This is a genomic window from Mucilaginibacter sp. SG564 (assembly GCF_013149275.1).
Lineage (GTDB): Bacteria > Bacteroidota > Bacteroidia > Sphingobacteriales > Sphingobacteriaceae > Mucilaginibacter.
The window spans coordinates 342306-366295 of record NZ_JABGNA010000001.1 but is presented as its reverse complement, the minus strand read 5'-3'; the positions used below and the strand labels follow the sequence as shown (position 1 = coordinate 366295).

21 protein-coding genes are annotated in these 23990 nt (G+C 41.7%); 17 read left to right on the top strand and 4 right to left on the bottom strand.

The features are described from left to right. The first annotated feature begins 43 nt into the window (after positions 1-43). The 8 genes from FHW89_RS01315 to FHW89_RS01280 all read left to right on the top strand — a co-directional run bounded on the left by FHW89_RS01315 (position 44) and on the right by FHW89_RS01280 (position 8505). The gene (locus FHW89_RS01315; RefSeq protein WP_172333204.1) at positions 44-1258 is read left to right on the top strand and encodes a DUF4998 domain-containing protein; all 1215 of its coding nucleotides are present in this window, start codon (positions 44-46) and stop codon (positions 1256-1258) included. Positions 1259-1523: 265 nt separating this feature from the next. Next, positions 1524-1889, top strand: coding sequence for a transmembrane 220 family protein (locus tag FHW89_RS01310; protein ID WP_172333203.1), 366 nt, complete (start codon positions 1524-1526; stop codon positions 1887-1889). 102 nt (positions 1890-1991) lie between these two features. Beyond that, positions 1992-2822 carry an EboA domain-containing protein gene (locus FHW89_RS01305; protein ID WP_253952132.1) on the top strand — a complete coding sequence of 277 codons (831 nt, stop codon included), beginning with the start codon at positions 1992-1994 and terminating at the stop codon, positions 2820-2822. A gap of 89 nt (positions 2823-2911) precedes the next feature. Next, positions 2912-3817, top strand: a complete 906-nt coding sequence (locus tag FHW89_RS01300; RefSeq protein ID WP_253952131.1) for a TatD family hydrolase — start codon at positions 2912-2914, stop codon at positions 3815-3817. Positions 3818-3824: 7 nt separating this feature from the next. Then, positions 3825-4709 carry a UbiA-like protein EboC gene (gene eboC / locus FHW89_RS01295; protein ID WP_253952130.1) on the top strand — a complete coding sequence of 295 codons (885 nt, stop codon included), beginning with the start codon at positions 3825-3827 and terminating at the stop codon, positions 4707-4709. A gap of 42 nt (positions 4710-4751) precedes the next feature. Continuing rightward, positions 4752-5936 carry a 3-dehydroquinate synthase gene (locus FHW89_RS01290; protein WP_172333200.1) on the top strand — a complete coding sequence of 395 codons (1185 nt, stop codon included), beginning with the start codon at positions 4752-4754 and terminating at the stop codon, positions 5934-5936. Next, positions 5933-7144: a metabolite traffic protein EboE gene (gene eboE / locus FHW89_RS01285; RefSeq protein WP_172333199.1), complete on the top strand. Its 1212-nt coding sequence runs from the start codon at positions 5933-5935 to the stop codon at positions 7142-7144. Before FHW89_RS01290 ends, eboE begins: the two co-directional genes overlap by 4 nt. 11 nt (positions 7145-7155) lie before the next feature. Continuing rightward, on the top strand, positions 7156-8505 hold the full coding sequence (locus tag FHW89_RS01280) for an alkaline phosphatase family protein (RefSeq protein ID WP_172333198.1): 1350 nt from the start codon (positions 7156-7158) through the stop codon (positions 8503-8505). A 31-nt stretch (positions 8506-8536) separates the two neighbouring features. Here FHW89_RS01280 and FHW89_RS01275 read toward each other — a convergent pair whose 3' ends face one another. Together FHW89_RS01275 and FHW89_RS01270 are read right to left on the bottom strand one after the other, a co-directional pair. Further along, on the bottom strand, positions 8537-9922 hold the full coding sequence (locus tag FHW89_RS01275) for a DNA/RNA non-specific endonuclease (RefSeq protein ID WP_172333197.1): 1386 nt from the start codon (positions 9920-9922) through the stop codon (positions 8537-8539). Between the two features lie 344 nt (positions 9923-10266). Continuing rightward, a complete protein-coding gene (locus tag FHW89_RS01270; RefSeq protein ID WP_172333196.1) occupies positions 10267-11469 on the bottom strand; it encodes a proline dehydrogenase family protein in 1203 nt (400 codons plus the stop codon). 58 nt (positions 11470-11527) lie between these two features. Here FHW89_RS01270 and FHW89_RS01265 point away from each other — a divergent pair, with 58 nt between their 5' ends. The 9 genes from FHW89_RS01265 (at position 11528) to FHW89_RS01225 (ending at position 20949) form a co-directional block, all read left to right on the top strand. After that, a complete protein-coding gene (locus FHW89_RS01265) occupies positions 11528-11734 on the top strand; it encodes an RNA-binding S4 domain-containing protein (protein ID WP_172333195.1) in 207 nt (68 codons plus the stop codon). A gap of 2 nt (positions 11735-11736) precedes the next feature. After that, positions 11737-12795: a 3-dehydroquinate synthase gene (aroB, locus tag FHW89_RS01260; protein WP_172333194.1), complete on the top strand. Its 1059-nt coding sequence runs from the start codon at positions 11737-11739 to the stop codon at positions 12793-12795. Between the two features lies 1 nt (position 12796). Beyond that, positions 12797-13720: a sterol desaturase family protein gene (locus FHW89_RS01255; protein WP_172333193.1), complete on the top strand. Its 924-nt coding sequence runs from the start codon at positions 12797-12799 to the stop codon at positions 13718-13720. Between the two features lie 70 nt (positions 13721-13790). Beyond that, positions 13791-14657, top strand: a complete 867-nt coding sequence (locus tag FHW89_RS01250; protein ID WP_172333192.1) for a hypothetical protein — start codon at positions 13791-13793, stop codon at positions 14655-14657. 261 nt (positions 14658-14918) lie between these two features. After that, the gene (locus tag FHW89_RS01245) at positions 14919-15827 is read left to right on the top strand and encodes a prephenate dehydratase (RefSeq protein ID WP_172333191.1); all 909 of its coding nucleotides are present in this window, start codon (positions 14919-14921) and stop codon (positions 15825-15827) included. Between the two features lie 81 nt (positions 15828-15908). Continuing rightward, positions 15909-17036, top strand: a complete 1128-nt coding sequence (locus tag FHW89_RS01240) for a chorismate mutase (protein WP_172333190.1) — start codon at positions 15909-15911, stop codon at positions 17034-17036. Positions 17037-17048: 12 nt separating this feature from the next. After that, complete coding sequence (gene aroA / locus FHW89_RS01235) at positions 17049-18353, top strand: 3-phosphoshikimate 1-carboxyvinyltransferase (protein ID WP_371742415.1); 1305 nt, start codon at positions 17049-17051, stop codon at positions 18351-18353. Between the two features lie 143 nt (positions 18354-18496). Then, on the top strand, positions 18497-19591 hold the full coding sequence (gene aroC, locus FHW89_RS01230) for a chorismate synthase (RefSeq protein WP_172333189.1): 1095 nt from the start codon (positions 18497-18499) through the stop codon (positions 19589-19591). A 122-nt stretch (positions 19592-19713) separates the two neighbouring features. Next, complete coding sequence (locus tag FHW89_RS01225) at positions 19714-20949, top strand: MFS transporter (RefSeq protein WP_172333188.1); 1236 nt, start codon at positions 19714-19716, stop codon at positions 20947-20949. Here the strand turns inward: FHW89_RS01225 and FHW89_RS01220 are convergent. After that, complete coding sequence (locus tag FHW89_RS01220) at positions 20946-21461, bottom strand: DinB family protein (protein WP_172333187.1); 516 nt, start codon at positions 21459-21461, stop codon at positions 20946-20948. The two genes, FHW89_RS01225 and FHW89_RS01220, sit on opposite strands and share 4 nt — an antisense overlap. A gap of 934 nt (positions 21462-22395) precedes the next feature. Beyond that, positions 22396-23907 carry an alpha/beta hydrolase-fold protein gene (locus FHW89_RS01215; protein ID WP_172333186.1) on the bottom strand — a complete coding sequence of 504 codons (1512 nt, stop codon included), beginning with the start codon at positions 23905-23907 and terminating at the stop codon, positions 22396-22398. Positions 23908-23990 lie beyond the last annotated feature (83 nt).

Sequence of the window (23990 nt, the reverse complement as noted above, 5' to 3'; positions counted from 1 at the left end):
TAAAAAAGCAGGAATAAATTAATTACTTATTAAAAATAAGAGTATGAAAAATCTTCTATATACGCTGTTTGGCTGTATATTATTAATAACAATATACGGTTGTAATAAAACGCAAACAGATTTTAAAAAATTTCTGGGCAATCAGGAAATTGTTTATACAGGAGCGGTGGGCGCTGTAATTACGCAGCCCGGAGATCTGCGGATAGGCCTTAAATGGAAATCAAGCTCAGACCCAAGCATTGTTAAATATGTAGTATACTGGAACAATAAAGCTGACTCTCAAATAGTTAAAATTTCAACTAAAACAGATAGTGTACGCACCACTATAACGGGGCTTAAGGAGTTTGTTTACACTTTTACCATTTACTCATTTGATGCAAAAGGTAATAAATCAATTCCGTTCGAGGTAAATAACGTGAAGGTTTATGGCCCTGTTTATGCCAGCACCTTACTCAACAGGGCCTATAACGGAACACGCCCGTTTAAAAATAATGCCGACGGATCAGTAAACCTGATTTTTAATAGCCCTGATACCATCAATATAAATACAGTGATCAGATATACCAACACTTCTGGTGAAACCGTTTCCATGAACCTTTCGCCCGATAGTAATTCTATCACGCTTCCCCATTATAAGCAGGGAACCAAGATTCAGTACCAATCATCATATATACCCGAAAGAACAGCTATTGATACCTTCGCAGTTGACAGGTTTGATGATTTTCCGGATATCACGTTGCTTTACGTTCAATGCGATAAAAAATTGTTTAATGAAAATTCACTCCCTAATGATGTGGGGACTTATGAGGGGCAGACAAGTATAAGTAAACTTTGGGACGGAAGCGTTGGCCCGCAATCTTATCCGAATATTTTCCATAGCGATGGCGATCACCCCTTACCGCATCACATTACATTTGATATGGGCGCCATTTATACCAATTTAGGTAGAATTGAAGAAACAGGCCGAAATCAATCTCACAACCCCATCGACTTTGAAGTATGGGGCATTGCAGATATTAAAAATGCTGCTACAACTTTAAAAGGAAATGATCCGGGCTGGGAAGCGGAGATGGTATCAAAAGGCTGGACCAAGCTTAAGGAATGCGTAAGGACAGACGATGGTCAGCAAGCCATGAAGTTTGATCTGAAAAGCAATCCGCCGCCGGTGCGTTACATCAGAATAAGGATCTTAAAAACAGCAAGCGGCGATCCTAACTATAGCAACATGAGTGAACTAACTTTTTGGAATATAGAGTAAGTATGGTATGAACTAACAAAAAAGGTTCCCGGGAATGATTTCCCCGGGAACCTTTTTTGTTTTATTGAATCATCATATTTTCCTTTTAGAGGATACTAAGGAGCCCGAAAAATCATCTTTGATTCCAAGTAAAAAAATTGAAATTTTCTTTTCAGATTTTTTACTCTCATATTAGCTTTTGCAATCGATAGCAAGATGGATCTCACAGCATTTAGGATGCATGGTTTCCAGCACTGTAGTTGCATACCGCATTAATTCAAATTTTATGATCCTAATTATTTTAAACATTTTTTTTTGTTTATCATTTCTGGTATTTGCATACCTTAATTTAAATGATGTTGACCCCTGGCTTTGGGTGCCTATCTACCTGAGTGCATCTGTTAGCTGCGGACTGGTTGTCTTTGGCAAATACTATCCTACCATATGGCTTTTATTAATAGCTTTTTACCTGATTTATGCGATAATCCTGTTTTTTGCGAAAGATGGCGTACGTGATTGGATAACAAAATATAAGAAACCAAGCCTGGTTGAAAGCATGCAGGCAACCAAACCTTACATCGAGCAAACGCGCGAGTTCTTCGGACTATTGATCATTTCGGCAGCTTTGCTGATCAATTATTTTATTGCATGAGTACTTCATGGGCTTTTTTACACACCCTCAATATTTCATTACGCTCATCCCTTGATTTGACTTTTTATGCTTGTTTATGATATAACAAAAGTGGAAGCCTCTATGGCTAATATTATCGGGGCTAATGTTTCATCGGATACCTGGTCGTGGCTTCAACAATTCCATGAGTTGCCCAATAATTATTCGGCTCTGAATACAGGATTTATGATCATTCCCAGAAAAACTGGAAAATCCACGATTACAATAAACAATCCACAATCCGCCCCGTCTACCGAAGTAACTACAGGCCCATTTACAAATTGGACTATTGACAGGTTATGTCGGGTATGGTTGCTTTTGCAATGGGACACATCAGATAAAGACAAATATTATCAAACCATCGAAAATCTGTTTTTATCGGCCGAAATGAATGAGGCAGTAGCATTATATTCAGCTTTACCTTTTCTTGCTTATCCCGAGATGTGGACGAAGCGATGCGCCGAAGGCATCCGCAGTAATATCGGCTCGGTTTTAGAAGCCATTATGTATAACAATCCGTATCCATCACAATACCTGGATGAGGCCGCCTGGAACCAACTGGTGCTAAAGGCCTTCTTTACTGAAAAAAATATACCATCAATAGTTGGTTTGGATGAACGGACTAATAAAGAGCTAGCTCTGGTATTGAGCGACTATGCCCGTGAACGTTGGGCTGCCGGGCGCAAAGTAAATCCAGCATTATGGCGATTGGTATCGGGATTTATTGATGAGAAAATTTTTGAAGATATTAAAATAGGCGTCGCCCGCGATGATATGATAGAAAAAGAAGCTATAGCGTTGGCCATTTCAGAATCCAGATTTGAGCCTGCAAAGCAATGGTTAAGTAATATTCCTGAGCTAAAGATGGTAGTTTTTGATAAAGCATTAAATTGGACTAAGGTATCTGTAAATTAAAATATATTATGTGTTGTAGTCATTCGATAGAAAAAGATAAGGAGGAGAGAAAAACTCTTGAGGCATTTGATTTAAATTCGGTAAAAGGGATGAAGTTTTTTGACCCACATGTCCATATGACTTCCCGCACTACCGATGATTATCAGGCTATGGCCGATGCCGGTGTTGTGGCTCTCATTGAGCCGGCGTTTTGGCTCGGTCAACCGCGCACCGGGCTGGACAGCTTTAGAGATTATTATAGCAGCTTGATAGGTTGGGAAAGATTTCGTTCATCTCAGTTTGGCATCAAACATTACTGTACAATCGGGTTAAATTCAAGAGAAGCAAATAATGAACCTTTAGCCGAACAGGTGATGGAGCTTTTACCATTATTTGTTTACAAAGATGGCGTAGTTGGTATTGGCGAAATAGGTTTTGATGATCAGACTGCAGCCGAAGAAAAATATTATCGGCTACAATTAGAGCTTGCTAAAGAAGCTGGTCTGCCTGTACAAATTCATACCCCGCACCGCGATAAAAAGAGAGGCACGCAGCGCAGTATGGATATTGCCCAGGAACATGGCCTGGATCCGTATATGGTGATTGTTGATCATAACAATGAAGAAACCGTTAAAGAAGTGCTCGACCGTGGCTTTTGGGCTGCTTTTACCATCTATCCATTCACAAAAATGGGAAATGAGCGCATGGTTGACATCGCCATCCAATACGGACCGGAGCGTATCATGATCAATTCAGCTGCCGATTGGGGTATTAGTGATCCGTTGGCAGTGCCTAAAACTGCCGCATTGATGAAAATGCGGGGCCTGAGCGATCAGGATATTGAACTCATAACCTATCGCAATGCCATAACCGCATTTGCCCAAAGCGGCCAGATCGACGAAGCCGATTTCACAAACCAAAAAAGCATCGATCAAAGCGGAAAATTTGAGGGAAATACCATTTTACGCGGAGGGCAGCAACCACGTATCGATAAATCTTCTATTATCATCAGTTAAAACGGCGTTGAAAAAGTTATTCATTTATTTACGGATGATGAGGCCTGCCAATATCGTCACTTCGGTGGCTGATATATTGGCTGGTATTGCTATTGCCGGTGTGTTTACAGCTACGGTTACAGATCATTGGCTTTCCATAGTATTGTTGTGCTGTTCAACAGCCTGTTTATATGGTGGCGGGATAGTTTTCAACGATGTTTTTGATGCCGATTTAGATCGTATAGAACGCACTGAACGAGCCATCCCAAGTGGGCTGGTAACTTTAACAGAAGCGGCGCTACTCGGTACAATATTGCTTTTAACAGGCGTGATCCTGGCAGCACTACATAACTTAACATCAGGTGTGCTTGCTCTCGCTATCGCATTTTTTGCTTTATTGTATAATAAGGTCGGTAAGCATCACTCCTTTTTTGGCCCATTAAGCATGGGAATCTGTAGAGGTTTGAATCTGTTACTGGGCGTAAGTATCATCCCCGCCATGCTCTACAGCCATTACTGGCTTGCCTTGATACCCGTTATTTACATATTCTCTATCACCATGACAAGCCGGGGCGAAGTGCATGGCGGTAACCAAAAAAACCTGTATATAGCGGCCTGCCTTTACGCACTGGTTATAGGTTCCATTCTGTATTTTTCCTTTATCAACCAACAATGGTTATGGTCACTTATTTTTCTGTTGCCATTTGCATGGATGATATTTAAGCCCCTTAGCAAAGCCATACAGCAACCTATTGGTAAAAATATAGGCGCGGCAGTTAAAGCAGGGGTTATATCACTCATATTGATGGATGCTGCCTGGGCAGTTACTTTTAGTTCCATCTACCCGGCTTTAGGCATCGCTGCCTTATTACCGGTATCTATGTGGTTGTCTAAGCTTTTTGCTGTTACCTAATTTCATAATGCTCATTAATAATCATTCCCAATACCATACTATATGGATACGCTACACCAATCATTTACGGTAAAATTTAGTTACAACGTCTTTTTCACATCGGCACTTTTTGATCCTGCTAATAAACTTATTAATGACTTTTTAACGGGTAACAATCCTTCCGTTTCTGTAAAAAAGATACTTTTTGTGATTGACGAGGGTGTAGCAAATAATCATCCTGCTTTAATTGGCCAGATAAAAGACTATTTTATTCAGTATAACCAAACGCAGTTAGTGCAGGATATATTGATTATTCCGGGTGGCGAAACGGTAAAGAACGATACCTGCTATTTGGACCTGGTTCTGGAAGCCATTAACAGCTATAGTATAGACAGGCATTCTTTTGTTGCTGCAATTGGAGGTGGTGCCGTACTGGACATGGTTGGCTATGCGGCTACTATTAGCCACAGGGGCGTTAAGCATATTCGGATACCCACTACCGTTCTGTCGCAGAATGACTCCGGTATAGGGGTTAAAAACGGCATCAATTATTTTAACAAGAAAAACTTCCTGGGTACATTCTCCCCTCCTGTCGCGATTTTTAATGATGACCTGTTTTTGGAAACACTATCCGATCGCGACTGGCGATCGGGCATAGCTGAAGCCATAAAAGTCGCCCTGATCAAAGACAAAGTTTTTTTCACTTGGTTAGAAGAAAACGCCACCTTATTAGCTCAGCGAGACCGGGATGCTATGAACTATCAAATATGGCAATGCGCCAAATTGCACCTGGAACATATCCGCAGTGCCGATCCTTTTGAAAGCGGCTCTTCACGCCCGCTTGACTTTGGGCATTGGAGTGCACATAAATTGGAGTACCTCACCAATTATGAGATCAGGCATGGTGAAGCCGTGGCTATGGGGATCGCTTTAGATACCGTATATTCCAATTTATCAGGTCGTTTATCAAGCGATGAATCAGACAGAGTACTAAACCTGATCCAAAAGTTAGGGTTTGAACTTACCCACCCTTTACTTCAGGTTGAACATGATAACAGCCCTATATTATTAGGTTTACAGGAGTTCCGCGAACATCTGGGCGGGCAGCTGACCGTCACCTTACTGACAGCTATAGGCAAAGGCGAAGAAGCTCATGAAATTGATGCCGCGCTGGTTAAAAAAGCAGGTGAAATTTTATTTGAGCTCAACCAGCAAACAGCGCACAATCTTTCATCTTCTGTCTTATGAAATTAAATTCAGGCCATTTAACTTTCTGTACAAACATCTACGCAGGTGAAAGCTGGGCCGCGCATTTTACCCTTTTAAAAGAAAGTTTTCCGATAATTAAAAAATCGCTATCTCCCCATGAACCCATGGGAATCGGTTTGCGTCTTTCTAACCAGGCCAGTGTAGAAATATTAGACGACGGTCATCTTGAAGAGTTTAAACAATGGCTGCAAGTTGTTGGTGGCTATGTTTTTACCATGAACGGCTTTCCCTATGGTGGCTTTCATCATACCCGGGTTAAAGATCAGGTACATGCGCCCGATTGGACTACGAAGGAACGCATGGCTTATACCATCCGGTTATTTAATATACTGGCAGTGCTATTACCCGAGGGAATGGATGGCGGCATTTCAACCTCTCCCCTTACTTATAAGCCCTGGTTTACAACCGCCGAAGAAAGTGAACAAGCTAAAAATATTGCCACACAAAATATTCTGTCTGTTGTAGAAGCGTTACATTATATCTATGAATCTACCGGTACTTTGTTACACCTCGATATTGAACCAGAACCAGATGGTTTCCTGGAATCGGGACCGGAGTTTATTAACTGGTTTGAAAACGATCTGCTTGCGAAAGGTAAAATCTACTGTTCGGAAAAGTTGGGCATAACCCAAGATGAAGCAGTGGAGCTACTGAAAAGGCACGTTTGTTTATGTTATGATGTTTGTCACTTTGCTATTGGTTATGAGCCGCACACAACCATCATTGAACAGCTCAGGACAAAAGGTATTAAGGTCGGCAAAATTCAAATCAGCGCGGCATTAAAAGCACAGCTTCCGGAGCTGTTAGAAGAAAGATCGAAAGTAACCAATGAGCTTTCAAAATTTGACGAGCCAACCTACCTCCATCAGGTTATCGCTAAACGCAATGATAGCTCATTGATACGCTATCCTGATCTTTCAGAAGCATTAGCTGATGCTCCTGATCCTGAAGTTACAGAGTGGCGGGCTCATTTTCACGTGCCTATCTTTGTCGAAGACATGGGCCTGGTTAAATCTACCCAGTCAGATATTACAGAAGTACTTTCGCTTCAAAAAAGCAGCCCTTTCACCAACCATCTGGAAGTAGAAACTTATACCTGGGAAGTTTTGCCTTCGTCGTTAAAAGTCCCTCTGAATGAATCGATCATCAGGGAGCTGGCGTGGGTTAAAACAAAACTATCATCATAAAAACAAATACCATGAATAAAACAGTAGTGATTGATATTGTAGGATTATCATCTTCAGTAATAGGGCAACACACTCCTTTTCTTCAAAAATATATTAGTCAAAGGCATCTTACTACCATTGAGCCGTTATTACCTGCAGTTACCACCGCGGTTCAATCCAGCTATTTAACAGGGAAATTCCCCTCAGACACGGGTATTGTGGGTAATGGCTGGTATGATCATGCCGATAGTGAGGTAAAATTCTGGAAACAATCCAACAAACTTGTTCATGGCGAAAAAATATGGGATAAAGCCAAAAAAGAAGATCCGTCTTTTACCTGTGCCAATATGTTTTGGTGGTACAATATGTATTCGTCGGCCGATTATTCGGTAACCCCACGCCCTAATTACCTGGCAGATGGACGTAAAATACCTGATTGTTATTCCCATCCCGCTGAACTACGCGACCAATTACAAAATAAACTGGGACAATTCCCCTTATTCCAATTTTGGGGACCCGGTGCCAACATTAAATCAACCCAGTGGATAGCGGATGCGGCCATGATGAATGAAGAGTTGAACAACCCTACACTTACATTGATCTATCTCCCCCACCTTGATTATTGCCTCCAGAAATTTGGGCCTGATCTTTCTATGATCGGTAAAGAGCTGCAAGAAATTGACGCGGTAGTTGAGCAACTGGTAACCTTTTATCAGAATAAAGGAGCCCGTATTATCCTGCTTTCTGAGTATGGCGTTGCCCCGGTAAATAATCCCATTCACCTTAACCGCATATTGCGGAAACATGGCCTTTTACAGATCAGAACAGAACGAGGTTTAGAGTTATTGGACGCCGGCGCATCCAAAGCATTTGCCGTGGCCGATCACCAGGTAGCCCATATTTATATCAATGACAAAACAGTAACCGAACAGGTAAAAACATTATTGCAAAACATATCCGGTGTAGAGTTGGTGCTAGACAAATCTGCACAGGTTGATCATCATATTCAACACGAGCGTTCAGGAGATCTGGTACTGATGGCTGCCGAGAACAGTTGGTTCACCTACTATTTCTGGTTCGATGATGCCAAAGCACCCGATTACGCACGGGTGGTCGATATCCACAAAAAACCGGGCTATGATCCGGTAGAGATGTTTATGACCTCAAAGCTAAGAGCCGGATATAAACTTTTAAGAAAAAAAGCAGGCTTAAGATATGTAATGGATGTAATACCGCTTGATGCCACTTTAATAAAAGGCTCACATGGCCGAATTGGTATTCCAGAAGCTTATAAACCCGTTATTATTACCGACAAGGAAAATGATATCAAAAACATCAATGCTGCTGATGTTTTTGATATCATATGGCAGCACCTGCATTAATCAGGGGATTATTTCTGATTAATGCAGCTTATTAGTTAGCCGTACCGGCATCCCGTTTTGTTTCAAGCGCGGTACGTATACTGGCCGGTAAATTAGAGAACAAAGTGTAACCAGTAGCATTCTCAATATCTTTTACCGTAGTAATATACTGACTCCAGTCGGAACTGATCGAATTGATGTTTGGCGTATTTACGGCTATCACGCGGGTATCAGTGGTAATACGGCTAAGGTCGTTATTGCCATTAGGTATAACCACAATCACTTTCCAGATATTGGAAGGCACAACCACATGGCCGCCATCAACGGTGGTAGCAGAACCACTGGAACCCGTACCACCCGAACCATAACTGCCCATCACTACATAGATCTCGTTACCTGCATTGACCAGCGATCGGCCGTAAGCTTCCAGATTAGCCCAGGTGTGCTCATTATTATTCGGGGCTTGTGGAATCATATTATCCATTAAAAAGGTAGATTGGTTAGCCGCCGTAGAAGACGTACGGTCGGCACTCGGGCAATTATGCCCACGGTCAAAACCCGAACCGGAATAGCTGGTATTGGAAACTTCATACCAACCGGCTGGTAAATTGGTATCTGCACGAAAATCATTCGAACGATCTATAGCACCCAGAGAGGTACTACCTACATACCAGCTTACCCAATTGGGTACACCTTTATCCCGATTATAACTTTCTGTATAATAAGTCTGATCGATCAGGTAATTATCCGCGTTAGCAGTATTGTTTGTAGCACCCGTCGGGTTACCTAACAATAAATTTGTATTATCAGCGGTTGAACTTCCCGATCCGCCACCTGTTCCACCGCCGGAACCAGAATCAAAGCTGTTAATAATAAAGTCGTCAATGTTGATCCGGTTAACGCCGCCTGAGGTCTTTCTCAATTGAAAACGTAAAGAACCAGATTGGTTAACAGTAAAAGTGACAGTATTTAAAGTGGTGCTTGATGCGGTTATCTCAATAGAGCCAACCTGTGTATAACTGCTTCCCCCGTTAGCCGAAACCCACAATTGAAATGCAGAAGAGCCATCGGTGCCATAAACCCCGTAATTCATGGTAACGGTCGAGGCACCAGTACTCACATCAAAACTCATACTTAAAGTACCTGTGTTACGGATGCGAACAGAGCGGCTACCGTTTTTCCGATCAGAGGTACTGGTTCCGATCAATGCATCGTCAAGATTCCAGGAACCGCTATTCAATGAAACATCAGCCGCCGCATACCCGGTCTTTGATCCGGACTCAAAATCTTCATCAAAAGTTTGTACCACAGCCTGAGTTTTTGCTTTGGTACCGATCGTTGCAGGATCCGTTGGAATTGGGCTTACTAATGATTTCTGGCAGGATATCAGTAGCAATGATGAGATAAGGAGAACAAATGAGGACCGTTTTAATTGCATAATATTAAATTTAGTTTATAATGCAATAAATTTAAACCCGGCAATATTAGCCCTTGATTAAATGATTGTTCTTTAATTATTAAGAAAACGAGATGACATCTCAATAAAATTATCTCCGATTCAACAGGCGCTTATATACCCAAAAACACGGTTTACACTTTTCCAAGGAAATAAAACATAAACAATTGATTGATAGAAATTTAACATCACGTTGACCATAAAAAGTGTAAACCATGTAAACCCACTTTTTTGTTAATGGAGTATTGATGACGCTATTTTTAATGACAATAAAAAAGCCATTCCCTTTTAAAGAAATGGCCTTTTTGATATTGTCGTAAACGTAGTTACTGTTTCCGTCTTTTCCGTTCTTTCACAATCAGGCTAAGCTCGCGGCTCATTTGACCGGCTATAGCTGTATTTTCCTGGGCCCTTCTGAATAAGTACGGCAATACAGCTTTAATCGGGCCATACGGAACATATTTGGCTACATTATATTGAGCATCGGCCAGGTTAAAGCTCAAATTATCGCTCATCCCTAACAGCTGCGAAAAGTATACATGCGGGTGTTTGTGGTCGATACCTTTACTGTCTAAAAGCTCGGCCAGTAAACGGCAGCTCTCCTCATTGTGGGTACCGGCAATAAAGGCAATTTTATCGATATGGGTGGTGCAGTAATCCAACGCGGAATCATAATCCAGGTCGGTAGATTTTTTATCAGGCTGAATAGGTGATGGATAACCATTTTCCTCGGCACGTTTACGCTCTTTTTCCATGTAAGCACCACGCACAATCTTAGCTCCCAAAATAAAGCCTTCACTAACGGCTATTTCATGATCGTTCAATATAGATGCCAGCTTATCATGCCTGTACATTTGGTAAGTATTATAAACTATGGCAGTTTTGGTATTAAAACGGCTCATCATGGTTAAAGCCAAAAGATCAATGGTTTCTTGTATCCAGCTCTCTTCGGCATCAATCATCACGGGTACATTGTTAACATGAGCTTTATCACATATAGCCAATACCCTATTTTGTACCCTTTGCCATTCTTTTTCTTCTTCGGCATTAAGAGCCAATTTAGCATCCAGTTTTTCCAGTAATGCAAAACGGCCAACACCGGTTACCTTGAAAACAGTAAGTGGTACAGCCTTATCTGAAGTTGCCCGTTCTATAGTACGGATGATCTCATCACGTGTGCTGTCAAAAACAGCCTCGTCATCCTCTCCTTCTATCGAGTAATCCAGTATGGTACCTACTCCGCCGCTGTTTAAATTTTTAATGGTATTATTACACTCGTTAATAGTTTCACCGCCGCAAAAGTGTTTAAATATGGTAGCCTTGATCAGGCTTTTAATAGGTAAACCTATCTTGATAGCAAAATTAGTTACCGGGGGACCTATCTTTACTAAAAAGTTAACATTGATTATCCTGAATAACCAGTAAGCCCGGTTAAGATCAGCATTGGATGAGTGACGGAAAGCGATTTCGGTATTTTCAAAAGAGGGCTTAACCTGTTTGGATTTGTTGTTCGTTTCGTTAGAAAGCATCTGCAAAATTATAAAATGATATCTCAATATTCCATGAATAGTTTATTTTTGCCGCTCCATGACAGAATTTAAATTAACAGGCGATTATATTCCGATGATACAACTGCTAAAAGCTACCAATCTGGTATCAACCGGCGGAGAGGCTCAAATAGTTGTAAGTGAGGGCGAAGTGAAATATAATGGCGAGGTTGATTATCGAAAACGCCTTAAAGTTAAGCGTGGTGATACCGTTGAATTTAGGGGAAATAAAATCCTGGTAATATGACAATGAATACCATCCAAAGCGACAATTACCCTATATATTTCAATAACAGTATTGATGAGTTAGCCGATTTTGTAAAAAAAGGCGCCTATTCTAAATTTTTTATTTTAACCGACGAAAATACCGGCGTTCACTGTTTGCCTCTTGTAAAAAGTAAATTAGACGTACTTGGTGATTACGATCTTATCGAAATAAACGCTGGCGAGGAAAGCAAGGATATTGATTTTTGCATCGGCGTATGGAAAATGTTGATAGATTTTAGTGCCGACCGCAAAAGTTTAATGATAAACCTTGGAGGTGGCGTTGTGACCGATCTGGGTGGTTTTGCTGCTTCGACATTCAAAAGAGGGATTGATTTTGTACATGTACCTACTACCCTGTTATCACAGGTAGATGCCTCCGTTGGCGGTAAAACAGGTATCGATATTGATAGTATCAAAAACATTGTGGGTACTTTTACTCAGCCCAAAGCTGTATTTATTGAGTATGATTTTTTAAAGACCCTGCCGCCTCGACAAATACTTTCGGGTTTAGCAGAAATGCTTAAGCATGGCCTTATTGCCGACGCCGCATATTGGGAAGAGCTAAAATCAAGCGATCTGAAAAACCCTTCGGTGCAGTTGGTTTATCGTTCTGTAGAGATAAAAAACGTGATCACCATTGAAGATCCTACAGAAAAGGGTATCAGGAAAGCATTAAATTTTGGCCACACCATTGGTCACGCTATTGAAACCAATTCGTTGATCAATGATACTGACCCACTATCACACGGCGAGGCCATAGCCATCGGCATGATCTGCGAATCATATCTTGCATACAAAAAAACAGGTTTAAGCGCAGAAGAATTAAGCGAAATAACCCGCGTGTTCAACGATCTTTATCCAAGATACACGATCAAAGAGGATAGTTTTGATACCCTGTTTGCCATTATGCAAAAGGATAAAAAGAACCAGGATAATAAAATAAATTGCACGCTGCTGAATAAAATCGGGGAATGCAATATTGATAATATCTGTACAGAAGCCGAACTTCGTGAAAGTTTAATGTATTACATTAATTTGTAAAATGTCTGCTTTAGATCCCCGGAATAAGGCCGCCCTGGTGCTGATGGGTTTGCTGGTGGTATTAACCATTGTGGAGATGGGTTTAAGCTACTGGGAAAACCGCAAATATTATGAAAAGCGCGATACCTTTAATAATATTTACCTTACATCATTAGCCGTAGTTACTAACCTTATAGTTAAGGCCAGCACATTTTTTATGCTGAGTTTTGTCTATCAGTTCAGGCTTTTTCAGATCCACAACGTTTATCTGTATTGGATTATATTGGTTGTGGTGCAGGATTTTTTATACTGGGTGCTGCACTACACAGGGCATTACTGCAGGCTTTTTTGGGCCATGCATGTAACGCACCACTCGTCTGAGCATTTTAATCTAACCACAGGATTTAGATCGACAGTTTTTGAGCCTTTTTATCGCACTTTCTTTTATCTGCCACTGGCATTGATGGGCTTTAATGCTCTTGATATTTTATATGCCTATCTCATTACCCAACTTTACGGCAATATTGTACATACGCAGTATAAAGTGTCACTGCCCAAATGGTATGGATGGCTGTTTGTAACACCAGCACATCACCGGGTACACCACGCCTCCAATATTCCATATTTGGATAAAAATATGGGCATGGTATTGATCATCTGGGACAGGATGTTCGGTACTTTCCGCGATGAAAATCTGCCCGAACCAGTTAAATATGGCCTCACCAAGCAGCCCGAAGATATGGGCCCTGTGAATATTATCTTTCACGAGTGGAAAGCTCTGATCCATGATGTTAAACTTGCTCCGGGTTTCAAAAACAAGTTGGGGTATTTGCTAAATCCACCCGGATGGAGCCATGATGGTAGTTCGCAAACCGCGCGTGTACTGCAGCGGGAATACGAAAACCAGCAACTTACCTTACCTGAAGAACAGAAACATTCTGCTTAATTAGGAGTATACTATCTATTTAGGGTAGTATATTTGAATGCAGGCAAACTAATGCCTGTACTTATACCCTATGCCACAATTTGTATCAAAACTTCAGCATAATACCTACGAAAAAGGTGAGTTTTCTGATGAGCAGCCAAGAAACTTTGATAATACGATAGACCTCATTAAAAACTTCCCCTGGGATCAGGAACGTTCATTAACCGATATACAGTTAACAGGCCCCTCTGTAACCATTCAGGATAATGATCTGAACTATTTAAAACTAGGCTTATATTTTGGCGGTAAATTCTGTGTGTATTACCTGGATAAAGGCAATCACCTATATGAATACCACACTCCTGATCTTGATTCAGTGAGTACTTTGGTCAGCGATTTCTTTACTCAAAAATTGGATCTGAAATTATTTGAAAAACATTTCTTTAATGTAGGTAACCGGGCGCATTTTATAACTAAAAATTTCATTTACAGACTAAGCACCTGGTATTTCCTTACATTGATGTCCCTCTTTTTTATTTACCTGTGCATAATTTTACTATCCTCTATTAATAAAAATAATAGTGGCTCATTATTCCTCCTCTGCTTAACGCTATTCATATTTGGATCATTCCTGCTATATGCATCATCCCGATATTTTAAAAACCGGCAACAATACCTGCAAATATCCAAAGGCAACAACCGGTTTTCTTTTGGGTACAATGACCAGCAAATTGTAACCTATAATAAAAGCGACGTTCAACAAATCATATATTATGCTGGCAAGGGCAACAGCAGCCGTAATTTAAGTGACGATGTAGAAGTGTATTTTAAAGATGGCAGCGCTATTAAAATTTCAAATATGCTCATTTCGGCTATCGATCTGCTAGCAAAATTCAAAGACCCGGCAGATAATTATACCGTGCCTGTTAATTTTAAAACCAAAAACTTGTTCAAATAGCCGTAAAATCAATTCAAACAGAATAAAGTTTTGTTCAGCCTGTTTATTTTACAAAAAATAAAATTTTCTATTGACAAAAACATTTTTTACCGTACATTTACAGCGTAATAAAAAACAAATGAAATTTACAAGCGCATATTACTTCGGTTACTACTTTTACTTTAACAGTATGAGCCGGGACTAATATGTACTTAACACACACATAAAGAACTTAAAAAGTCCCGGCACAAAATGCCGGGACTTTTTGCTTTAACAGGGGTTATGAAAATAGAAAGACCAAGAGTTGCAATCCAGGGAATACGTGCTTCTTTTCACGAAGAAGCTGCCTTAAAGTATTTTGGAGAAAACACGCAAACCATTGAATGCAACACATTCAAACAAACTTTTGAGACCCTAAAAAACAGGGAGGCCGATTATGTGGTGATGGCTATTGAGAATAGCATCGCCGGAAGTATATTGCCTAATTATACCCTGTTGCTTGATTATGGCTTCCCGGTAGTTGGCGAAATTTACCTGCCTATTCAACTGCATTTAATGGCATTGCCCGGTGTAAAGTTCGAGGATATCAAATATGTAACCTCTCACCCTATCGCCCTACGTCAGTGTGTTGATTTTTTTGATGAATACCCTCACCTTAAAATTGTAGAAAGTAATGATACCGCGGCCTGTGCCAAACGTATCAGAGAGGAACAATTAACCGATACCGTTGCTATTGCTAATGCCCTTGCCGCTAAACTTTACGGATTGGATGTGTTGGAACGCCGCATAGAATCAAACAAAAAGAACTTTACCCGTTTCCTGATCCTTACCCATCATGATAATGTGGAAAAAAAGAACTCTAATAAGGCTTCGCTTTGTTTCCAGGTAAGCAATAAGGTTGGAGCATTAGCCAAAGTACTTAATATTTTTGCCGAGGAGGGCGTGAATATGAGCAAAATACAATCTATGCCTATCCTGGGTAAACGTAACGAATATAACTTTTACGTAGACATTGAATGGGATGAGCCAAAACAATACGATATATCGATAAGGCAAATACTTAAATACACGCATAACTTTAACATACTTGGTGAATATGAAAGACATGATGATGAATTAACAACCACACCCCCCAAACCCCAAAAAAACGACCGCATAAGGAAGTACATCAATATTCGCAGGAATATTTGACCCTCTTAATTAACAACTGAAGATTTAAACAAAATATAAAACACACCGGCAAAACAAAATACCGGACAAACAACAAAAACGATGAAATTGAATTTGAACATACAGCCGCTTCACACCTGGATCAAAACCGGAAAAGAACCATTGGTAATAGCAGGCCCCTGCAGTGCAGAAACCGAAGATCAATTAGTAGCTACGGCTCATTTATTAGCTCAAACCGGTCGCATTTCTGCATTACGTGCAGGTATATGGAAACCACGTACCCGTCCAGGTGAGTTTGAAGGTATTGGCAGCATAGGTTTAGAATGGCTTAAACGCGCAAAAGAAGAAACTGGCTTACCGACCGCTGTTGAAGTAGCAACTGCAAAACATGTGGAAGAAGCATTAAAAGCAGGTGTTGACATTTTATGGGTTGGCGCACGTTCAACCGTTAACCCTTTCACCGTACAGGAAATTGCTGATGCTTTACAAGGTGTTGATGTACCAGTGATGGTTAAAAACCCGGTAAATCCAGATCTTTCTTTATGGATAGGTGCTTTGGAACGTATCAACAATGCTGGTATTACTAAACTGGCAGCTATACACCGTGGTTTTTCATCTTACGAGAAATCAGCTTTTCGTAATGAGCCAATGTGGGATATTGCCATCAACTTAAAAACATTGGCCCCTGAATTGCCTATCATTAACGATCCAAGCCACATTTCGGGTAACCGCGACCTGATCGGTTACATCTCACAAAAAGCATTAGACCTTGACATGCAGGGCTTAATGATCGAATCGCATATCGATCCAAGCGTAGCCTGGACAGATGCCAAACAACAGGTTACCCCTGCTGCCTTAGCTGATATTATCGATCACCTGGCTTTACGTAAACCAGAGATCCGCAATGCTGAGTTAAATGACAAGCTTGCCGAGCTACGCAGCCAGATAGATAAAATTGACGACCTGGTTATCCAGAAAATTGCCGAGCGTATGCAAATTGCCGAGAAGATCGGTAACTACAAAAAAGACAACAACATTACCATTTTGCAGGTAGGCCGTTGGGATGAGATTGTTCAAAAACGTACCAACTACGCGAAAGCCTTAAAATTAGGATCTGAATTTACAGAGAAACTGTTAGAGCTTTTACATAGCGAGTCGATCCGCAGACAAACCGAGATCATGAACACCAATGAAGCCGGACAAGCTGCAGAAAAACTTACCCACGTATAATAGAATATCCTGATGCAAAACGTCATCCTGACAAGGAATAATAAGCAAGTAAACGGCACGGTAAATCTCACAGGCTCAAAAAGCGAGTGCAATCGTGCATTAGTGATCGAGGCTTTAAGCAATGGTAAGGTTAAGGTAGAGAACGTATCCGATGCCGCTGATGCGGTGTTGCTGGCGGGTATATTGAGAAAGAATCAGGAGCCAAGAATCAAGAATCAAGAAATTCTTGCAGGCGGCGAACCATTCACCACTCACGACTCACAACTCACTACCGTCGACATCGGCCCTGCCGGTACGGCCATGCGTTTTTTAACCGCCTACTTTGCCATACAGGATAATGAAGTCATATTAACCGGCAGCCAGAGGATGAAAGAAAGACCGATAGGTATATTGGTCGATGCGCTGAGAGAGTTAGGTGCCCATATTGATTACGAAGAAAAAGAGGGCTATCCCCCTATAAAACTAAAAGGCAGTTTCGCACAGCTAACTAGTAAGATCAGTATTAAAGGTAACATTAGTAGTCAGTATATTACTGCCTTGTTGCTCATCGCTGCACGGCTGCCTTTTGGTTTGGAGCTGCACATACAAGGAGAGTTAACCTCTCGGCCTTACGTCGAAATGACGCTGGCTATGTTGACCTCAACAGGCATTCAGCACCGATGGGAGGATAATGTGATCTCCATTGCAAACCAGGAATTTTCCACTACCTCCATACATGTTGAACCGGATTGGAGCGCGGCATCATACTGGTATGCCATAGCAGCACTTGCGGATAAAGCAGAGTTATTCCTGACCGGCCTTACCCCGTACAGCTTACAGGGCGACAGCGTGATCACCGAGATCATGGCCAATTTTGGCATCACCTCGCAGTTCAAAGATGGCGGTGTTCAGCTAACCAAAGAAAACAAGCCTTTTAATCACAAGGTGTTCGATCTGAAAGAGTGTCCCGATCTGGCTCAAACCATTGTTGTGGTATGTGCGGCTTTAGGGCATGAAACAGCTTTTACCGGTTTGGAAACGTTAAAAATTAAAGAAACTGACCGTATTTTAGCATTACAGACCGAGCTGGCCAAAATGGGCGTAAAACTCATCGAGAATAACGAGGTATACCAACTGGATTGCAGTGGCAAGTTTATTCCGGAGCGCATGTTTATCAATACCTATCACGATCACCGTATGGCTATGGCATTTGCCCCACTCGCGCTTATCGTTCCGGAATTGGAGTTTGAGAACGGGCCTGTGGTTGATAAATCGTATCCCGCATTCTGGACCGATCTGGCTAAACTTGGCTTCAAGGTTCAGGAAATAGAGGCATAGCACTAAAAATAACCACCAAGCGTCATTGCGAAGCCGTTCTGTACATCATAAAGATTACTTCGTACCTCGCAATGACGATTTAAATAAATAGATTTGTGGTGAGCCGTCTCAAATCTCATATCTAACATCTCATATCTAAAATAATGGCAGGCAACTCATTCGGGCAAATATTCAGAATAACCACCTTTGGCGAATCGCATGGCGAAGCAATAGGGGTTATTATTGACGGTTGCCCAGCGCAATTAACCGTTGATCTGGATTACATTCAGGGCGAACTGGATAAACGCAAACCCGGTCAGTCAAAAATAACTACACAACGTAAAGAAAGTGATACCGTAAAGATCCTATCAGGTGTATTTGAAGGTAAAACTACAGGAACGCCTATAGCTATGCTGATCCCCAACGAAGATCAGCGCTCCAAAGATTACAGTCATAATGTGGACGTATTCCGCCCCTCCCATGCCGACTATACTTATCAAACTAAATATGGTATACGCGACCATCGCGGTGGGGGCCGGTCATCAGCCCGGGAAACCGCGGCACGTGTTGCTGCGGGTGCTTTGGCCAAGCTTTTGCTCAAAAGCCAGGGTATCGAGATAGCGGCCCATGTAAGCAGTGTAGGTACTATTAACGCCCCTAACGTAAGTATCAACAACGTACAGGAGTTTATTGACGAACGTGAAAAAAACATCGTACGCTGTGCCGATCCGGCCACTGCCGAGGAAATGATCGCCTTTATTGACAGTGTGCGTAAAGACGGCGATACTGTTGGCGGTAAGATAAGCTGCCATGTAAAAAATTGCCCTGTAGGTCTCGGTGAGCCTGTATTTGATAAGCTTCATGCCGATCTGGGGAAGGCGATGCTAAGCATCAACGCCGTTCATGGCTTTGAATTTGGCTCGGGCTTTGCCGGCAGCGAGATGCGCGGATCGGAACATAACGACATCTTTGTAAAATCACATTTAGGCGATATTAGCACCATTACCAATTTTTCTGGTGGTATACAAGGCGGTATCAGTAATGGTATGCCTATTGAGTTTAAAGTAGCCTTTAAACCGGTAGCTACCATCATGAAAAATCAGGCCACTATTGATAGCGAAGGCAATGCGGCCGAAATATCAGGTAAAGGTCGTCATGATCCTTGCGTCGTCCCTCGTGCCATCCCTATTGTTGAAGCCATGGCCGCACTGGTCCTGGCTGATCATTGGCTCCGGAACCGAAACTCTATTTTAAGCTAAAAGCTCAGGGCACAAAGTCCTGAAGCCATTTAAATAGTTCGAAAGCCCGAAGCCATAAAAAGCTTCGGGCTTTTCCATTTTAGCTTTCTGCTTATAATTACCTTTGCAAACCATAAAAACCTATGTTAACCTCTGTCATCCAATTATACAAACAAGCTTATAGCGGACTATCAAAAAACAGCTGGTACCTGAGCATCGTAATGCTCATTAACCGGAGCGGCACTATGGTGGTACCTTTTATGAGTATTTATACCATTCAGCAGCTGCATTTTACCATTGTGCAATCTGGCTGGGTGATGGCGTTTTTTGGCATTGGAGCTATATCGGGCGCCTTTATCGGGGGCAAACTAACCGACAAGATCGGTTTTTACGACATTCAGGTGGGCGCATTGTTTATTGGCGGTATATTATTCCTGGTGTTGGGCTATCAGCGTACCTTTTTAAGCGTGAGTATAGGTACTTTCATACTCAGTATCTGCAACGAATCATTTCGTCCGGCAAACTCCACAGCTATAGCTCATTACAGCAACGACGAGAATAAGACTCGCTCCTATTCGCTCAACCGCCTGGCCACCAACCTGGGATGGGCCTTTGGAGGCGGCTTAGGTGGTTTCCTGGCCTCGTTCAATTACCATTTACTATTCTGGGTGGATGGTTGCACCAATATTTTTGCCGCACTTTTACTATTGAAATTGATGCCGCGCTCAACTATCAGGAAAACAGTTAAAGACCTGGCCGATAAAGCCATAGCATCAACATCAGCCTATAAGGATGGCGTTTACCTGATATTTATCTTATTGAGCACCTTGTTTGCCACCTGCTTTTTCCAATTCTTTATTATGCAACCGGTATTCTATAATATCCAGTGGCATTTCAACGAACGCTTTATAGGCTTTCTATTAGCACTGAATGGCATCCTTATCGTATTGGTAGAGATGATCCTGATTCACAAACTGGAGGGCAAGAGAAACCCACTTACGTATATCTGCATGGGTATTATTATAGCAGGCGCCAGCTTTGCTATGTTAAATTTATTGCCACATGCCGCATGGGTAGCCATTTTGGTGGTGGCAATGATCACCCTGGGCGAAATTATGAGTATGCCATTCATGAACGCCTACTGGATAAATCGAACCACTAATGGTAATCGCGGCGAATATGCTGCACTCTATAGTATGTCTTGGTCGGCGGCGCAGATCATTGCCCCTGCGGTTGGCAGTCAGATCATCGCTCATGGCGGTTTTTCGATGCTATGGTGGGTTTTAGCTTCGGTATGCCTGCTGTCCTCTACGGGCTTTTTTGTGCTGAAAAAATTGAGCCCGCACGCTAAACCAATTATTATTGAAAATGTAAACTAAACGCTGTTTTTCAGCACCTTAATTGTTACTAAAAGCTGCCCCAGATGCCTCATGGTATGCTCGGCCGAATGCACGTACAGGCCCATTACGGTTGAGGGTAGTTGCGCCCGCCCTACTCCGCGGAATTGCTTCAAGGTCTGCTCATCAGTTGTTATCAACTGGGCAATAGCTTTATCAACCTCACTATCAAATCGTTGTAGAAGGTCGGCTATGGTTATATTTTCAGCTGCTTTTCCTTCACCCGACAGATAGTTAAGCTGTTCTGCTGTAAGTGCTTCTCCCCTGGCATAAGTAAACAGCCGGTTAAGTACACCCGTTAAATGTTGCAGATGGAAGCCAGGGGATGCCATCCCTGCTATCTTTTGCCATAAAAGTCCATCCGGGAAATCAGCCATTAATTCGTTTAGCTCCTCTCTGGCTTGGAGCAAGGCGTGGGCTACCGGTTGGAGGAGTGCCGGCACATCATCCATAGGCCCGCGGAGCCAAACTTCAGTTTTATTTTTTGCTGTCATCGTTTTTAAAAAATTGGCTTGATTTTGTGTCCTTAAAACTTTTTAAACCTTAAATTTTAACACTTTTTTAGTTAAAAACAGGACAAAAACGCCTCACTTTTGGCCGCTTTAACTAAATTTTAACGCCATTTTAACACTTTTTAACAAATTTTAGAGGGGTTTTTAAAGATTTAAAAAGTATTAAATAATTGATATTCAAAATAACTAAATATCAAACGATCGATATTCGTGTCTAATTTCTTTTAACCAAACAGCCCGGTTTTCTTTTACAAAGAAAACCGGGCTGCCGATATATACAAATATACGAATTTAAGCCGGAAGTATAAAGCCCGGTGTGGTAAGTTCGAGTTCGGTATAACCTTAAATCTTCAGGATAAAACAACGGTTTTGTCATCTCACGGCAAACCGCGGTATTAATAAACAGAGCGAACAACAGATCTATATAATACATTATTTATCGAGGTTAAAAAATATAAAACTTATAAAAAATATTTATATTAGTGATATATAAAACATAATTACCTGATAAATAAAACCATATAATAAAATCCCAATTTATTATATACCTCAACAGGCATCATAAACTGAACCAATTATATATTATTAAAACAATGAGAAAATCAAATTTAACTTCGTCATTGGGCAAATTGCTCAATCGCGACCAGATGAAAAATGTAAAGGGGGGCGCAAGTGCCCAGGTGTACTGTCAGCGCACGATGTGTGAGGGTACCGACAATCAAGGTAATTATTCTTTCGGGTCATGCAATTTATATTGTACCTGTATCTCGTATGACGAAAACCACAACGTTGTTGCCCTGAATTCATCTGACTGTGGGCGATAATTTAAGTCGACAGTCATAAGCTCTAAGTCTTAAGTTTCAGATCCTGCTCAGAACTTGAGATTCAAGACTTAGATCTTTTCTCCTACGGGCAATTATTTCGCATCCCCGTAGCGCAGTTCCAGAGGTATAATGCCACCGTCGCTATTTTCAGGAGCGTAGAGGATGTCGAGTGCTGGCTTGTTCTGCTTCGCCAGGTACTCCACCTTCATGCTGTAAAATCCTTTTTGCAGAGGCAATACGTACGATTGAATACCCACTGTTTGCTGGTTAAGTATTAATTGATTGTTGATATACATGGTCGACACGCCATCGCTGCGTAAGCCAAAAATGTAATAGCCCGTTTGTTTTATCTCCAACTGCCCGTTGAACACACAGGCAAAGTTTTGCTGTTTGGGTAACTTGCCCAGGTCGAAGTCTTTATCGGCCCAACCCTTTTTTAAAGGCTTTAGCTTTTTAAAATCGGGTAGCGAGTTCCAGCTACCCTCATAGTAAGTATAATTCCAACCACCAGGGGTAAAATTTTTGATTTGAGAACCGGCCGGCAGGGTACTGCCTATAGTAAAATTCGCGCTCACCTGCTGCTCGTATCCCGGACGATAGGTAAGCTCTTTCAAATTCAATTGCTTTGTATTAAGAAGTGTAAATTCATTGCCTTCTATTCTCGGAGATGCCATCGTTGGCTCACTCCCATCGGTGGTATAATGCAGCTCTTTTACAAAATCGCCCAGAAAATGCATCTTCAAAGGCTTGTCCTTCAATAATACACCGTTCATCGGGTAAAAATTCAAACCCGGTTTGTTGTATCCATGGTAGGTTAACTTTAAGCCATCATATACCGTACGGAAGATCATGCTATTATGTGTTTCGTCGTTATACAACATCAGCTTATAATGAAAACCTGCCGGAGCCGCCTGTCGGATTATCGAATCCATGACGATTACCCGCTGTTCTTTTGCGGGCTCTCCCTCCCGTCCGGTCACAAGCAAAGTGGTATTGTTTAAGTCGATCTTGCCTATGCTATCCCTTACCAGTTTGGGCAGATAATCCTTATCCCACCAAAAGCTCGGATCGGCCAGCAGGTACGATTGAAAGAGCCGGGGTTCCTTCATCAGCGTATACATGCCAAACAATCCGCCCAACGAGCCACCGTGATAAGTATTCATGCCCGTAGTGTGGTATTTTTTGTTGATGTAAGGCATCAGCTCGGTCTTGATAAAGGCAATATAATTGGCAGCCCCACCAGATTGAGGGTCACCCCCAGTGCGGGTGGGCGTAAGATCGCGCCCGCGCATGTTTTGCCCTTGCAGCATAGTATTGGGCAGGCTCACCATAATATTTGCCGGGATAAACTGGATCTCCAGAAACCGCTCGATATTAGCTACGATCTGCGTATTCCATTCACCATCTGTAATATAGATAACATCATATTTGGCAGCGGTAGTATCACTATATCCCACCGGCAGAACAATCTCGATCGATCGCTTTTCTTTGAGTGTATTGGAGTAAATACTATCGCGAATAATATTTAACGGTTTCACTTGCGCAAAAGCGCTGCTTATTAAACAAACTAACAGGGTAACGATCTGGGTGAAAGTTTTTTTCATACGGATATAATAAAAGCTAACATTAAGGTAGCAGCTACTGGTAAGACTACACCCAGTTATAAAACGTTACAGTCAAAAGGCCA

Bases quoted from the DNA above. Each gene is read 5' to 3' on its own strand.
- FHW89_RS01315 (WP_172333204.1), top strand. From the start codon at position 44: ATGAAAAATCTTCTATATACGCTGTTTGGCTGTATATTATTAATAACA.
- FHW89_RS01310 (WP_172333203.1), top strand. From the start codon at position 1,524: ATGATCCTAATTATTTTAAACATTTTTTTTTGTTTATCATTTCTGGTA.
- FHW89_RS01305 (WP_253952132.1), top strand. From the start codon at position 1,992: ATGGCTAATATTATCGGGGCTAATGTTTCATCGGATACCTGGTCGTGG.
- FHW89_RS01300 (WP_253952131.1), top strand. From the start codon at position 2,912: ATGAAGTTTTTTGACCCACATGTCCATATGACTTCCCGCACTACCGAT.
- FHW89_RS01290 (WP_172333200.1), top strand. From the start codon at position 4,752: ATGGATACGCTACACCAATCATTTACGGTAAAATTTAGTTACAACGTC.
- eboE (WP_172333199.1), top strand. From the start codon at position 5,933: ATGAAATTAAATTCAGGCCATTTAACTTTCTGTACAAACATCTACGCA.
- FHW89_RS01280 (WP_172333198.1), top strand. From the start codon at position 7,156: ATGAATAAAACAGTAGTGATTGATATTGTAGGATTATCATCTTCAGTA.
- FHW89_RS01275 (WP_172333197.1), bottom strand. From the start codon at position 9,922: ATGCAATTAAAACGGTCCTCATTTGTTCTCCTTATCTCATCATTGCTA.
- FHW89_RS01270 (WP_172333196.1), bottom strand. From the start codon at position 11,469: ATGCTTTCTAACGAAACGAACAACAAATCCAAACAGGTTAAGCCCTCT.
- FHW89_RS01265 (WP_172333195.1), top strand. From the start codon at position 11,528: ATGACAGAATTTAAATTAACAGGCGATTATATTCCGATGATACAACTG.
- aroB (WP_172333194.1), top strand. From the start codon at position 11,737: ATGAATACCATCCAAAGCGACAATTACCCTATATATTTCAATAACAGT.
- FHW89_RS01255 (WP_172333193.1), top strand. From the start codon at position 12,797: ATGTCTGCTTTAGATCCCCGGAATAAGGCCGCCCTGGTGCTGATGGGT.
- FHW89_RS01250 (WP_172333192.1), top strand. From the start codon at position 13,791: ATGCCACAATTTGTATCAAAACTTCAGCATAATACCTACGAAAAAGGT.
- FHW89_RS01245 (WP_172333191.1), top strand. From the start codon at position 14,919: ATGAAAATAGAAAGACCAAGAGTTGCAATCCAGGGAATACGTGCTTCT.
- FHW89_RS01240 (WP_172333190.1), top strand. From the start codon at position 15,909: ATGAAATTGAATTTGAACATACAGCCGCTTCACACCTGGATCAAAACC.
- aroA (WP_371742415.1), top strand. From the start codon at position 17,049: ATGCAAAACGTCATCCTGACAAGGAATAATAAGCAAGTAAACGGCACG.
- aroC (WP_172333189.1), top strand. From the start codon at position 18,497: ATGGCAGGCAACTCATTCGGGCAAATATTCAGAATAACCACCTTTGGC.
- FHW89_RS01225 (WP_172333188.1), top strand. From the start codon at position 19,714: ATGTTAACCTCTGTCATCCAATTATACAAACAAGCTTATAGCGGACTA.
- FHW89_RS01220 (WP_172333187.1), bottom strand. From the start codon at position 21,461: ATGACAGCAAAAAATAAAACTGAAGTTTGGCTCCGCGGGCCTATGGAT.
- FHW89_RS01215 (WP_172333186.1), bottom strand. From the start codon at position 23,907: ATGAAAAAAACTTTCACCCAGATCGTTACCCTGTTAGTTTGTTTAATA.